The sequence below is a fragment of the Candidatus Competibacter denitrificans Run_A_D11 genome, assembly GCF_001051235.1.
In the GTDB taxonomy this organism is placed as follows: Bacteria; Pseudomonadota; Gammaproteobacteria; order Competibacterales; family Competibacteraceae; genus Competibacter_A; species Competibacter_A denitrificans.
Map to the genome: position 1 here is coordinate 23,675 of NZ_CBTJ020000040.1, position 13,700 is coordinate 37,374.

Genomic DNA, 13,700 nt, shown 5'->3' on the forward strand with positions numbered 1-13,700 from the left:
GACGTTACTGCATCACGAATGCGGTGTAGTAAATCGCTTCAATACCCGGCTCGCCAATCTCCTCGTTCAGCACGGCTTGGATCTGTTCCAAGGCTTGCGTGCGTAACCGCTCTCTGCCCTCATTACCGTTGAAGGTTTCCAATTTCTGGCCACCAAACAGCAGAATGAGGTTATTGCGAATTTGCGGCATGTTGTTGTTGACCGCATCGATAATCTGCTGCTCTCTGGCCATCACCGACAGACCAATTTGCAAGTAGCGCAATACCCCTTGATCTTCAAAGTTGACGATGAATGGCGGATCGAGCGCCTGATAGATCGGCGCGCGGGCGGCGGTCTCGCCATGACCGCCAGCCTTGGCTTTGCGCTGGGCCTTGGCCGGTTTGCTGCCGTGTCCCTCAGCCGCTTTGGGAGCGGGAGGCTCTTCCTCCTCCTGGGCAACCTCGGCGGTTTTATGCAGCGCGCCGGTGTAATAGAGGGTCGCGCCCACAGCGCCGCTGACCAATAAAACAGCGGCCAACAGGAGGAATAGAATTTTCATGATGCCGGCGCCTTTTTTGGCCGGTGCCTTGGCCTCGTCTTTCTGAGCCATACGAGTTCCTAAAGTCTGGAGAGTCGATAAAGCCTGCTTGACGAGCGTTTAGCAAATAACGCGCCATCACTCGCTATTTGAAAAATTTTTATTTTTTTCAAAGAGCTATTGATCAAGAATGGGGATCGTCGAAAAACCGGCAGTACCGATTTTTAGCCAGCCGCCAAAGTTCTGGCGCGGGAATAGTCGTGCGATAGGATGGAAGCAAGGATCAGTGAGGAAGAGATGCGAGTGGCAATGGCTCGCCTGCCACCTGAACAGACGAGCGGATGGGATGAATTCACACATACCCGCTCGGTCGCCCGTACAGCCTCACGGGCCGTACAGGTCTGGGATAGTACAGCCGGATCTATCCAGTAGGATAAGGACAAAACGTGGTAGCCATCCCTCAAACTGGCTCCGGCCTATGTAGCTGATGCGCTATCAAGTCTTTTTCAAATCGCCGATATAGTTCAAAACGTGAGAGCGAGAAATATCCGCCGGGGTGGTGCTTGCCGCGCCAGAGCCTAACGGGACGGCGGCTTTTTCGAAAGCGATAGCCACCAACTCGGAACAGTAAAACGCGGCTTCCGGGTTCATTCGGTTATACAAATCGGCGGCCACACCGGCACCAATGACTATAGGACTAAGAAAAATACCGATGAGGAAGCCTGGCCCTGATGTGACACCACCGCCAAAAGCCCCAACATAGTCGTATTTTTTGCCAATCTGCTCCTTTGCGTAGCGAATGACTTGTAATCCTTGTTCATCTGACATACGCAGCCGTCGATACACCGACACCAACGTGTCATCACTCATGGCGTCTTCCAAGCTTTGTAAAGTCACTCCGCTGCCGATAGCCTCAATAATCTGGCTCTTACCAATGTAAAGCGCGGCATGGCTGTAACGAGACATCGTGCCGCCACGGATCACCTTGGACGCTTTCGCCTCGCCAGTGGAAAGGAGGATATCAGCGGGTTTGAGATCACTGATAGTTAGCATGAAACATCTCCCTCTATGAGCTGTTCTAGTAATTTGTGATGCAAATCCACATCACCCGACCGCCTTGCAGGGGTTGGTCGGAACGCAAGCGCACACTCGTAAACGCCATACCTGATGGCAACCGGGAGGCACTGGGGCTAGGGTCTTGAGGACGACGCGAAAATAAAAGTCCTTGACCTAGACCGACTGAATCCAAAATAAACCGCGCCCCGTCAGCGGCGAGGAGTTCCACTTCAATCTTGATGGGTGTACCACCCGGCATCACAAAGGAAGCGCTTTCCGGGCGAATTTCCCAATCGGGTAGATTGGGCATGGCAATGGCGATGCTTTGGACCTGTTCACTGACCACCAAGGGTGGCGTCGGCTGGAGTTCGGTCCACTCTTTACCGAGTTGAATAGAATCTGCAATTTGCCGCATCGTTGGTTTCACACTGCACCCCGCAAAAATAAAAAGAACTAAAAGACAAATAGCTGTAGCGGATTTGGCCATAAGCGAAACACCGTAGGGGTTGGCTATTTTGATTACCGAGTTTTTACTGTGGGACTTTCCGCTTAACTACAATCTAGGGAGGCGATTTTCAGAAATAGCGCGAAATCCCCAAGCTTATAGATGTCCCATAAATAGTATGGCCCAAGATCGCAGGGGTAATAGCCCTTATTTTAGATTTTCATAGCATTTGGCAAGCGCCAGCGATCCGCTGACCTATCCAAGAAAAGCGGTGGAAACAGCCCTGGTTCGGGAGGGGAGTTCGAATAATTAACCAGGGCTGAAAAAATAATATAAACAATGGTTTTTATGGTTTAAACGGTCAGCACTGACAAGTTGCCATTCCCATAGCGCGGCACGTTCACACTAAAATCCGCGCGTCCTTTAGCGGCTCCCAACAGGGCCTTGGCTTCCGGTGGCAGTTTGCCAAGATCAGGATGCAAATCCGCCAGTTTCAAATGTGGGGTACGCTCGTTCATCAGTAGAGTCGAGAGAATATTCATCACCTCGTACAGATTATCGAGCATGGTCTGTTCCAGTTTCTTGGCCTTGATGGTGTCTTTGGCGGCGGCGGGCGGCAGCATCGACAGCGCACAGCCGGCATTAGCAGCGAAGGGAACATCGCAAACAGCGGCGGCGACGACTTTGCCATCATCACCGACATAAGTCGCTACCAGATTACCGCTGCCGGCTTTGGTATCCAGCGGTTTGGCGGACGTAACCGGCACATTGCCCCCGAACAGCATTTCAAGGGTTTTGGCCATGCTGGTCGCATTAGGTAAAGCGAATGTGGTCGTTGCCATAAAAATATCTCCAGATTTTATCAATATAAACAAACGAATGGGCACGCTGTCACGCTGACCGGCAAGCCCGTGATGACCAGGATGCGCGGCTGCCTAACCTTTCTTGAGGAAGGCATCGAGAACCTTGGCAAAGATTTCGGCGGTGAACGGTTTTGTGATCAAAAATTTGGCGCCCGTCTGGGCAGCCCTGGCCCGCATTTCAGCCGAGGATTCGGTGGTGACGAAACCGAAGGGGATTTTGCAACCCTCTTCATTGAGAGCTTCCAACAGCTCGATGCCGGATTTATTCGGCATATTCCAATCCGAAAAAATCAGGTCCGGCGGGTCTTTGTGGATGGCGGCTAACGCTTCGTTGCCGTCCCCCGCTTGCAAGACCTCAAGATTCCCGTAACCCGCCTCGCGCAAGGTCCGGCGGACGATCATGCGCATGGCGCTGCTGTCGTCAACGATCAAAACTTTCATGTGGCTGACTCCTGTTCAAATAAAGTTGTTTTGCATCGAGAAGACGAGTTCCAGGGGCGTGGCGGCCTTAGCGGGAACTGGTCTGGCTTAACTGATAGCAGGTGGTTTTACCCAAAGTAATCGGCTCGAAGGCGGCGCTCAGATTGAGCGTGGTTTCCGAAGCCCCCAAAAACAGGTAACCATCCGGCTTCAATGCACGACGCACATTGTTCAAAATCTGTTTCTTGGTTTCTATGCCAAAATAAATCAACACATTACGCATAAAAATCACATCCATCAGCGGCAGATTCGGCCACGCGCCAGCGAGGTTGCTCTGTTGAAAATCCACCATCCGCCGGATTTCTGGCTTGATCCGCCAGCACAGACCCTGGCGGTCGAAATACCGGGTGAGTTCGGTCGCAGGCAGGCCCCGGTTTACTTCGATCTGGCTGTATAACCCTTCCCGCGCCCGTGCCAGGATCGCTTCCGACAAATCGGTAGCGATGATCCGCAAGCGGCCCTTGACCAAGGTCGGGAAATGTTCCCGCGCCAGCATCGCCACGCTGAACGGTTCTTGCCCGCTCGAACACGCCGCGCACCAGATCGCAACATGCTGGCTCGACGAACGCCGCGCCAGTAGTTCCGGCAAAATCCTGGCTTTGAGCGTTTCAAACGGATGGCCATCCCGGAAGAACGAGGTTTCGTGCGTGGTCATCGCTTCGACCACCTGATGCCGAAGGCGAGGATTACCATCGACCCGCAATGAGGCGAGCAGCGCTTGCAGCGACCCAAAGCCGGTTTTGCGCGCCAGCGGGGTCAGGCGCGTCTCGACCAGATAGGCTTTTTCCGGTTCCAGCACGATGGCCGAAACACGCTTCACCAGGTCGCGCACGTAGTTGAAATCGGTTTCGCTGATCGCGTTCATCGGCAGAATCAAGGGTTGAAGTTGGGGTATCTAGCGACCCACCCGTAGGCGGCTGAGCAGTTCACTAGCGAGTTGCGATAACGGGATTTGTCCGTCCGCCAAGCCCGCTTTCGCTATGAAACCCGGCATCCCCCACACCACGGAGCTGGCTTCATCCTGCACCAGGACTTGGCCCCCCGCCTTACGGATTGCCTCACAGCCACGCAATCCATCATTACCCATGCCAGTCATCACCAAAGCCAAGGTATTACCGCGATAAATTTCGGCAGCCGAGCGAAACAACACATCAGCGGCGGGCCGACAGGAATTCTCAGGCTCACCCTGATGTAGTTGCAGACGCACTTGGGTTCCCTGACGCTCCAACGTCATATGCGAACCGCCCGGCGCGACACGCACCACACCAGGCCGCACCGTCTCACCGGCCACGCCCTCGGCGATGTTAAGCGGGGATTGCGTGGCCAGACGTTCCGCTAAGAGTCGAGTGAAGATCGGCGGCATGTGCTGAACGATCAGGATCGGCACCGGCAGCGTGGCTGGTAATCTCCCCAGCAACGTGGTCAGCGCTGGTGGGCCACCGGTGGATACGCCGATAACCACGATATCCACTCGTTGGCGCAACTGGGGTAAAACCGGAGCCATCGGCCGGCTCACTGGCCTGGGCGACACGAGTGGCTCGACCGACGCCCGGCCGAACGGCACCCAGCCGGCCGACCGTGCCACCGTCGGCGCCGATGCCGATGCCGATGCCGATGCCGATGCCGATGCCGACACTGCCGAGGGGATCGTCAGATGACGGCAAAACGCCTTGATCCGTGGGATCAGATCATCGCGCACGCGCTGTAAAGCGGTCGCCATGTTGCCGGTGTTGGACGGTTTGGTGACGTAATCGTTGGCACCACGCGCCAGGGCTTCCAGGGTCACAATCGCGCCCCGCTCGGTGATCGAGCTGAACATAATCACCGGCAGGCGCGGCTGGCGTTTGCGGATTTCCGTCAACGTCTCCAAACCATCCATTTCCGGCATTTCCACATCAAGGACGATCAGGTCAGGATTGAAGACCGACAGCTTTTCCAGGGCGACCCGGCCGTTGGGGGCCTGACCGACCACTTCGAGCATCGGGTCGCCGGTCAACACGTCAGCCAGCAACCGGCGAATTAAGGCCGAATCGTCTACCAGCATCAGGCGAATTTTGGCGATCCCGTTCATTGCGATATGTCCATCTTATTGAATCAAGTGATATGGCTGAGATCTCAAGTCACCGCTCGAATGACACCACGCCCTGGCCGGTAGTTGGCCGGCGCGGCGGGTTCGTAGCGGAATCGGTCAACCAGTTGGTGCAGTTCCGCCGCCATGCGCGCCATTTCGCTGGAGGCGTTATGCACATCGTTGGCACTGCCGAGCGTGCTTTGCGTCGCTTGGGCGACGTTGGTGATGTTTTGGGCGATTTCGGCCCCACCCCGAGCGGCCTCGACCACGCTGCGACCGATCTCGTTGGTGGTGGCGGTCTGCTGCTCAACAGCGCTGGCGATGGTGATTTGGATATCGTTGATCTGATTAATGATCGTGCTAATTCCTCCGATGGCGTCCACCGCACTGCCGGTGTCCATCTGGATCGCTTCGATCTTGCGGCCGATTTCCTCGGTGGCCTTGGCGGTTTCCTTGGCCAGTTCCTTAACCTCGTTAGCCACCACGGCAAAGCCCTTGCCCGCCTCACCAGCACGGGCCGCTTCGATAGTGGCATTCAGGGCCAACAGGTGGGTTTGTTCGGCAATGGAGGTAATCACCTTAATGATGTTGCCGATGCCGGCGCTGCTTTCCCCCAGCTTGCGCACGGTGGCGTTAGCGCTTTGCGCCATGGTGACGGCCGAGGCCACCACTTTGGCGGCTTCAGCGGCATTCAGGGCGATTTCACGGATACTGGCGCCCATTTCCTCGGTGGCAGTGGCCACGGCTTCGACGTTGGCGCTAACCTGGTCGGCCGTACTAGACGCCATGACCGCTTTATGCGATGCGGCCTCGGCATTGCCGCCCATCTGCTGACTGACTGCGGTCAATTCCTCAGCGGCCCCGGCCAGAGTTTGCGCGGTCTGGCCGATCCGCCCCATGCTGTCGCGGAACGTGGCCAATAACTGGCCTAGTCCCAGCGCCAAGCGGTCGATGGTTTCGTTGCCGCCGCCAGCGACCTCTTGCGTCAGATCCCCGGCGGCAGCGGCGCTGACGGCCTTGAGGATGCGATCCGCTTTGGTTTGCAGCAGATAACTCTGCTCTTTTTCCCGCTCGCTGGTTTCCTTCTCCCGCTCGCTGGACTCTTTAGCGGCGCGTTCGACGCGGACTTTTTCAGTGACGATTTCCCAGGTGATCATTGGCCCCAAATAGGCACCGTCCGGGTCATGGATCGCGCTGAAATGCAGTTCGCAGGTTTCATTGCCCAGCGTGACCGTTGCGGTGTGAGGCAAACGGCTGGGGTCGGCGACGATGCGTTTCAGGTCGGTTTGACGCGGGTACAAGACCTCGACCGGCTGGCCCAGCAACCCGGTGACCGGCACCGATAATTCCGGCTCTAACCGCCGCAGCGTGCGCTCCATTGCCGGGTTCATATAGCGCATCCGCAAATTGCGATCCGCCACCAGGATACCGGTCGGCGCGCTCTGAACCATGGCCAGAGCCTGTCCGGCGCGCTTGCGTTGTTCGGCCAGTTCGGCCCAATCGACTTTTTCAGCTTGCAGCCCGGCATGGAGGCTATCGAGCGCCTGGTTGAGCGCCTGCGTCACCGTACCGAGTTCGTCCTCGGCCACGATGGGCGCCCGCCGGGACAGATCACCGCCAGCCAAACGACGCGCCAATTCTACGACGCCGCCCGTACTGGCTTGCAGAGTACGGCTGATGCGGAAAAATAACGCGGCGAGGGGGAGAATGAAGATCACCGCGAGCAGCCCCTCGCGCAGGAGCAAGCCCCACAGATCACCGCTGGCTGCGACCGTGCGGGCGCTGGCCATCAGCGTCCAGCGCCAGGGCGCAAACTCGCGGGCGTAGCTGACCTGCGATCCTGCCCCGTCAGCGCTCGATGACCCCTCATGGGCCACGAAGCCCCGGCCATCGCGCCGGGTGAGCGCTATCAAGTCGCCCGTCGCTGCGGCCAAACCACCGGCATCACGGGCATTCTGGAGCGGCTGGCTTTCCAGATCGGGCCGGGCGGCGTGCAGCAGCAGCCGTTGTTCTTGATCCAGCACCACAAAATACAGTTCCTGGTAACGCATGTTGCGCAGCGTTTCCAATGCCAGCTTTTGGGCCTGCTCACGAGTGAGGGCACCGGCCTGCTCCTGTTTTTGGTAGCGATCAAGGACGCCGGTCGCCACCTCCACCACACTGAGCACCACGGTTTTCGGCCCTTCGTGGGTATCACGCCAGTGCAGGGCGAGTGACGACACCACCAGGAGCAACAGGCCGGCAACAGCCCAGCCGAGCATCAGCGCCAGCTTGCCGCGCAGAGTCAAATTCTTCATCATTTTCATCGGTTTCAATCTCCTCCTGGCGATCTTATGCGGAGTGGCCCACGCCAGGCCGGACCCTCCCCTCTCTCGCGCTCAGGCATCGGCCATCGGGTGGCCGCGATGCAAAATTTCCGGACTGAACAACTTGGCAATGTTCAGAACCAACAACAGGCGGCCTTGCAATTTGTAAGCGCCCCTGATCAATTCCCGCGCAATCCCATCCAACGTATCCGGTGGATGCTCGAAACTGTCTTCGTCCACTTCCAACACATCCCCGATCCGATCCACCAGCAAGCTAAAAATCCCTTGCCGGGCGTGCATCACGATGTTGATCGGCAAGCGTTCGTCGGCCCGATCCTCCACTTGCAGCAACCGCCGCAAATCGATGGCAGTGACGATCTGGCCGCGCAGGTTGATCAGGCCACGCACCACGGCCGGCGCCAGCGGCACCGGGGTCACGGTCTGGTAGCGGATGACTTCCTGGACCCGCTCGACTTCGATACCGAAAAAGCGCTCTTCCAGGAAAAATGTACAGAGCTGACGCTGGTCGGCCATGGCTTATACCTCCTCTACCAGCGCCAGCAGCGGAGCCACCCGGCGCAGAAAACTATCCACATCGAACAGCTCAGTGACTCGCCCTTGAATCACCAGCGTGCCCGATACCCCGTTACGGGTCGCGCGGCCCTTGACCTCAAACACATCCTGGATGATGTCGAGGATCTCATCGACGATCAGGCCCACTTGCCGAACCCCATCGCCGAAGACGATGGCTTGCAACAAGTTCGTATCGGCCGCCGCCCCGCCCGCTTCCGCCAGGCGATTGAACGAGCGCCGCTCGCTGAGAATGTCCCGCAGATGGATCAACGGCAGGATCTGGCCGCGATACTGAACCACGTCCACATCGCCGGCGCTTTCAACCTGATCGACTGGAATCTCTTCCAGTCGGGAAACCGGCGCCAGCGGGATGGCCAGGCGGCTGTTGCCCGGCGAACGGACCAGCAGCAGGGTCTGGCGTTCGGCAGCGCGTGCCCGCGCCTCGCGCAATTGAGCGGAAATGCCTTGGTCGTGGCTTTCGCTGAGGATGTGGGCCTGCTGGGCGATGCCCAGCACGTCCAGGATCAGGGCCACCCGCCCATCGCCCATGATGGTGGCGCCGGCGAACACCGGGATGTCCTGCAACACCTTATCGAGCGGCTTGACGACGATTTCCTGGGTGTCATTGATTTGATCGACCACCAAACCAAACTGGTGCTGGCCAGCTTGTAACACCACGATATTGATGACGCCGGTCGCGCGGGCGGGAGCCAATCGTAATTCCCGATTGAGATGCACGATGGGCAGCAGCTTGCCGCGCAGCCGATAGACTGGGTTGCTGTGAACGTACTCGATAGCGGTGCTGCGCTGCTCCTCGTTGATGCGGATCAGCTCCAGCAAGTTGACCTGGGGAATTGCAAAGCGCTCCTTGCCGCTAGTGATGATCAGCGCCGGCACGATGGCCAGGGTCAACGGGATGCGGATCTTGAAAGTCGTCCCGTGGCCAAGCTCGCTTTCCAGGTCGATGACCCCACCGATTTTCTCGATGTTGGTCTTGACCACATCCATGCCGACGCCACGACCAGAGATATTGGTGATCTTTTCGGCGGTGGAGAACCCCGGCAGGAAGATCAGGCGCCGGATGTCCTGATCGGTCATGGTGAGGGCACGTTCGGCGGTAATCAGCCCTTTTTCCAGCGCCTTGTTGCGCAGCTTGCCGGGATTGATACCGGCGCCGTCGTCACCGATTTCGATGTGAACCTGGCCACCTTCGTGATAGGCGCGCATCGACAGCCGGCCTTCCTCGGGCTTGCCGTCCGCCCGCCGGATCGCCGGTAGTTCGACACCGTGATCAATGGCGTTGCGGATCAAGTGGGTTAGCGGATCTTTCATCGCCTCAATCAGACTTTTATCGAGTTCCGTCTCCTTGCCTTCCATTTCTACCCGGACCTGTTTGCCGCAACTGACCGACAGATCGCGCACTACGCGGGGAAATTTGGCCCAGATGTTGTTGATAGGCTGCATCCGGGTACGCATGATCCCTTCCTGAAGCTCGCTGGTGATCAGATTCAAGCGTTGTGAAGCCGCCAGCAGCGGTACGTTTTCCTGAAGGGTGCTGTATTCGAGGATTTGGTTGCGTGCCAGTACCAGTTCTCCCACCAAATTCATCAGCTTATCCAACAGCGGCACATCGACCCGGATCGAGCTTTCCGCGATGGTGGGTGCTCCATTGCTCGGTGCAACGGGTGCGGGACTGGCTCGCTCCGGCGGTGGGGAAATCGGTTCAGCAGGTGGTTGAGGTGCCGATGCGGTGGGCATGGGCGCGGTGGCGGCGGGTTCAGGCACCGATGGAGCCGGTTCGGGCACTCCAAAGAAGATCAGATTATCAAGGGCGGGTTGCGATGCCGGGCTGAAGGTTGCTTCAGCATCGGGCGGGGTCTTCTCCACAGCGTCGAGCAGCACATCAGCCGCAGGCGCGAGCAAAAACTCGCAGTGCGCACCCGCTGGTGCCTCGTTGATCGGTGATGCTGGGATCTCTGGCGCCGGTATCGTCACCGGGCTGGCCGCTGAACCAGCGGAGGCGCTGGCTCCTCCGGTCTTGAGCCGGTTCAAGGTCTCAATGAGATCGGCATAGGATTCCTCGCCATCCCCTCCAGTGCGTTCCACTTCGCCCAACATCGTGCGCACCGCATCCAGCATATTCAGCAAGGCGCTGGCGATTTCCCGACTGAATTGCAGCTTGCCGTCCCGCAGTAGCGACAGCAGATTTTCACCAGCGTGGGTCAGCTTTTCGAGATGGCCAAAACCGAGAAACCCGCAGGTTCCCTTAATCGTGTGGACCGTGCGGAAAATGCTGGCGAGCGTATCCCGATCTTCTGGATTTTGTTCCAGTAAGACGAATTTGGTGTCGAGCTGATCCAAGCCTTCAAGGCTTTCGGTCAGGAATTCTTTAAGGATGTCGTCCATAGCCGATAGGGTTGCTCAGACAGTGAGGCATGAGCCTTCAGTCCGTGGTCAATGGAAAAAGAACCGGTGAGGTTCAATAACACGGGGGGTTAAGCAATAACCGAACCAACCTCATCATTCAAATATGGATCAAGCAGTTAATGGGTATTTGCTTCCCCTGTGGTCACATAAAAGAGAGTGAAAGTGGAGTAAGCGACAGCGAATTGACTGGGCGTGGAAATGGCATCGCCAAAATATTGGCATCTTCGGTGGTTTGAAAGACATTCTGCCGATAGTGGGTCGTTAGCTACCCGCAACCCACACGGTGCACCAAAAGACAGATACCAGGATCAGCAGCACAACAAATTTATAACCTATTAATAATATTAATTAATATTTGTCATTTAATGTTACCGACTGACCGGCAACGAACATCTGCTGAAAAAAAATTTAACGATTGGCATTGATATTGCCCTTACGCCGACCAACCGGACTAATCCGCCAGATGATAAAAAATTGCAGTCCATATCATCATTTCTGAAGCTATTAGCGGACCCATGAAATGGAGTAAAGCCGTGGAAGGTTAGGGATAGTCGCTGCTCTAATGAGCTAGAGTATCGCGCACCATCCCATTAAGAGAGAGCAGTTCGTTTAGGAGAAGGTTCTTTAAAGTAGTTTAAGGATTATAACTTGGTTTTATCGTTCGCTTTGGTTAAGGCAACTGGTTGGCGATGTTTAAAATTTAATCGCCAGCCAGTCAGCCAAAGTCCGAGGTAGCTACTTAAAAAAGAATGATAGCTTCATTTATTATCGGCCAAAAAATGCCTACTACCAAACATGCTAAAGTAGGTTGCTTTCTCTAAATAAGAAGAAGCCTTCCTAAGAAAAGGCCAGATCTAATCTAGCTGTGTTTTACCTCCCTGATGGCTGAGGAGACCCTAGCTGAAAGTTAGGATTTTCATTTCTAAAACATCATTCTCTATCTGAAACTTAGGAGATTTTTCTATGAAAGAAAACAATGAAAAAAAAGGCTTGCGGATGAATATACGGTTGAAGATTTTGCTGGGTGTGTCGGTGGTGCTCGCCATCCTTCTGGCCCTGGGAATTACTGCGATCTTCAACCTCACTCAAATCCGTGGTGAGTTCGATGGCCTGGTCGAGGCCACTCAAGTTGAGCGTTATGCCTTGAATGCACGGGTACATGTCCGGGATTTTCGTCTTGGCGACTATGAGGCAGCCGACAAAGTTCATAATGACCTCAAAACGATTATCACCGCATTAGAAACGATTGATAAGGCGTCAACCAACACTGATTTGCTGGAAAAATCCAAAGCTGCTCGCACGGCCACCCTGGAGTACACCAAGGCTTTTGATGGTTTCCTTGAGGCTATGAAAAGCAATAAGGTAGCCGTGGCAACGATGGTCAACCAAGGGCAACAAGTGATTAAGCTGGCGAAGGAATACTACGAAAATAGCCAGAAGGAAGCCGCCTTGTGGGTTTATATCAATGCGCTAGAGATCATGAAGAGTGAGAAGGATGAACGTCTCTATAAAAACCGTGATTATTATAAAGACATGTTACAAAAGCGCGGGGAACTGATTCGCTATTTCAACCAGATGGATGGATCTGGGACTGATGAGAAAGTCAACCAAGCCCGTAAAGCCACCGAAGAGTATTTCCAAGCAGCGGCGAGCTGGATCACGAACGATACCAAAGTCGAGAAAGAGATAATCCCGCAAATGACCGAGCGCGGCGGTGAAGCTGTCCGCTTGGCTTATGACGCAGCGAGCAATGCTGCCAAAAGCATGATCTCGACCGAACAGCTCAGCATTACCACCATCAGTATTGGCATCATTATCGCGGTCATACTAGGAATCATCATCGCCCTCGTCCTGGCCAACATGGTCGCCCGTCCGCTCACTTACGGTGTCGAGTTTGCTAAGACGATTGCCAGTGGCAACCTGGGCCAGCGTATTGAGCCGCAGTATCTGCGGCGCGGTGATGAAATCGGTGATTTGGCTGAAGCGCTCGATGATATGGTCGGTCAACTCAAGGGAATGGTCGGGAGCGTCAACGAAGCGACGAGCCAAGTGGCCTCTGCCTCATCGGAGATTGCGCAAGGGAGCAGTGATTTAGCCCAACGCACGGAAGAGCAAGCCTCAGCCCTGGAAGAGACCGCTTCCTCCATGGAAGAACTAACTGGAACGGTTAAGCAAAGCGCTGAGAACGCCGGTCAGGCCAATCAATTGGCCGGGGCCGCCCGCACCCAGGCCGAGCAAGGCGGTCAGGTGGTCGATCAGGCCGTCGCCGCGATGGGAGCCATCCATCAAAGCAGTAAGAAGATCGCCGATATCATCGGCGTGATTGATGAGATTGCCTTTCAGACGAATCTCCTGGCACTGAATGCCGCCGTCGAAGCCGCCCGCGCCGGCGAACAAGGCCGTGGCTTTGCCGTGGTCGCCGGCGAAGTCCGTAAGCTCGCCCAGCGCAGCGCTGATGCCGCGAAAGAGATCAAAACCCTGATCACCGACAGCGTGGCCAAAGTCGAAGATGGCGGCAAGCTGGTCGATAAGGCCGGTCAGACCCTCAAAGAGATCGTCACTTCCATTAAGAAAGTCAGCGATATCGTCGCAGAAATCGCCGCCGCCAGTCGGGAACAGGCCGCCGGCATCGAGCAGGTCAACAAAGCCATCCTCCAGATGGATCAAGTCACCCAGCAGAATGCCGCCCTGGTCGAACAAACCGCCGCCGCCAGCCACAGCATGGGCGATCAGGCCCAGGAACTCCAACGCTTGATGGGCTTCTTTAAATTGGATCGCACCAACCCCACCGCCGGGACCACCGCAACCTCCGCCAAAGCCCCGACCCCGTTGCGGCCTGTCCCAACCACCGGCTCACGACCCACCGTCGTGAAAACTCCCGCAAAACCTCGTCCAGTCGCAGCCGCTAGAAAACCCGCCGCTACCGCCGCTGCGACCGAGCAAGAGTGGGAAGAATTTTAGG

11 protein-coding genes are annotated in these 13,700 nt (G+C 56.3%); 1 reads left to right on the plus strand and 10 read right to left on the minus strand.

The genetic code is table 11. From position 1 onward, the window contains the following. Positions 1–4 precede the first annotated feature (4 nt). The 10 genes from BN873_RS08490 to BN873_RS08535 all read right to left on the minus strand — a co-directional run bounded on the left by BN873_RS08490 (position 5) and on the right by BN873_RS08535 (position 10,717). A complete protein-coding gene (locus BN873_RS08490; protein ID WP_048672865.1) occupies positions 5–589 on the minus strand; it encodes a flagellar basal body-associated FliL family protein in 585 nt (194 codons plus the stop codon). Between the two features lie 423 nt (positions 590–1,012). Next, positions 1,013–1,570, minus strand: a complete 558-nt coding sequence (locus BN873_RS08495; RefSeq protein WP_048672867.1) for a YiiX/YebB-like N1pC/P60 family cysteine hydrolase — start codon at positions 1,568–1,570, stop codon at positions 1,013–1,015. Positions 1,571–1,595: 25 nt separating this feature from the next. Further along, positions 1,596–1,988: a hypothetical protein gene (locus BN873_RS08500; protein ID WP_048672869.1), complete on the minus strand. Its 393-nt coding sequence runs from the start codon at positions 1,986–1,988 to the stop codon at positions 1,596–1,598. A gap of 383 nt (positions 1,989–2,371) precedes the next feature. Next, positions 2,372–2,860 (minus strand): hypothetical protein, encoded by a 489-nt coding sequence (locus BN873_RS08505; RefSeq protein WP_048672870.1) that lies wholly within the window; start codon positions 2,858–2,860, stop codon positions 2,372–2,374. Between the two features lie 93 nt (positions 2,861–2,953). Further along, positions 2,954–3,322, minus strand: coding sequence for a response regulator (locus tag BN873_RS08510; RefSeq protein WP_048672873.1), 369 nt, complete (start codon positions 3,320–3,322; stop codon positions 2,954–2,956). A 67-nt stretch (positions 3,323–3,389) separates the two neighbouring features. Beyond that, positions 3,390–4,226, minus strand: a complete 837-nt coding sequence (locus tag BN873_RS08515) for a CheR family methyltransferase (protein WP_048672874.1) — start codon at positions 4,224–4,226, stop codon at positions 3,390–3,392. A 30-nt stretch (positions 4,227–4,256) separates the two neighbouring features. Then, positions 4,257–5,432, minus strand: coding sequence for a protein-glutamate methylesterase/protein-glutamine glutaminase (locus tag BN873_RS08520; protein ID WP_048672876.1), 1,176 nt, complete (start codon positions 5,430–5,432; stop codon positions 4,257–4,259). Between the two features lie 44 nt (positions 5,433–5,476). Then, the gene (locus BN873_RS18755) at positions 5,477–7,738 is read right to left on the minus strand and encodes a methyl-accepting chemotaxis protein (protein WP_053085272.1); all 2,262 of its coding nucleotides are present in this window, start codon (positions 7,736–7,738) and stop codon (positions 5,477–5,479) included. A gap of 72 nt (positions 7,739–7,810) precedes the next feature. After that, positions 7,811–8,272, minus strand: a complete 462-nt coding sequence (locus BN873_RS08530; RefSeq protein WP_048672878.1) for a chemotaxis protein CheW — start codon at positions 8,270–8,272, stop codon at positions 7,811–7,813. A 3-nt stretch (positions 8,273–8,275) separates the two neighbouring features. Then, positions 8,276–10,717: a chemotaxis protein CheA gene (locus BN873_RS08535; protein WP_048672880.1), complete on the minus strand. Its 2,442-nt coding sequence runs from the start codon at positions 10,715–10,717 to the stop codon at positions 8,276–8,278. Positions 10,718–11,701: 984 nt separating this feature from the next. Here BN873_RS08535 and BN873_RS18760 point away from each other — a divergent pair. Beyond that, complete coding sequence (locus BN873_RS18760) at positions 11,702–13,699, plus strand: methyl-accepting chemotaxis protein (protein WP_053085273.1); 1,998 nt, start codon at positions 11,702–11,704, stop codon at positions 13,697–13,699. The last annotated feature ends 1 nt before the right edge of the window (position 13,700 follow it).

Bases quoted from the DNA above. Each gene is read 5' to 3' on its own strand.
- BN873_RS08490 (WP_048672865.1), bottom strand. From the start codon at position 589: ATGGCTCAGAAAGACGAGGCCAAGGCACCGGCCAAAAAAGGCGCCGGC.
- BN873_RS08495 (WP_048672867.1), bottom strand. From the start codon at position 1,570: ATGCTAACTATCAGTGATCTCAAACCCGCTGATATCCTCCTTTCCACT.
- BN873_RS08500 (WP_048672869.1), bottom strand. From the start codon at position 1,988: ATGCGGCAAATTGCAGATTCTATTCAACTCGGTAAAGAGTGGACCGAA.
- BN873_RS08505 (WP_048672870.1), bottom strand. From the start codon at position 2,860: ATGGCAACGACCACATTCGCTTTACCTAATGCGACCAGCATGGCCAAA.
- BN873_RS08510 (WP_048672873.1), bottom strand. From the start codon at position 3,322: ATGAAAGTTTTGATCGTTGACGACAGCAGCGCCATGCGCATGATCGTC.
- BN873_RS08515 (WP_048672874.1), bottom strand. From the start codon at position 4,226: ATGAACGCGATCAGCGAAACCGATTTCAACTACGTGCGCGACCTGGTG.
- BN873_RS08520 (WP_048672876.1), bottom strand. From the start codon at position 5,432: ATGAACGGGATCGCCAAAATTCGCCTGATGCTGGTAGACGATTCGGCC.
- BN873_RS18755 (WP_053085272.1), bottom strand. From the start codon at position 7,738: ATGAAAATGATGAAGAATTTGACTCTGCGCGGCAAGCTGGCGCTGATG.
- BN873_RS08530 (WP_048672878.1), bottom strand. From the start codon at position 8,272: ATGGCCGACCAGCGTCAGCTCTGTACATTTTTCCTGGAAGAGCGCTTT.
- BN873_RS08535 (WP_048672880.1), bottom strand. From the start codon at position 10,717: ATGGACGACATCCTTAAAGAATTCCTGACCGAAAGCCTTGAAGGCTTG.
- BN873_RS18760 (WP_053085273.1), top strand. From the start codon at position 11,702: ATGAAAGAAAACAATGAAAAAAAAGGCTTGCGGATGAATATACGGTTG.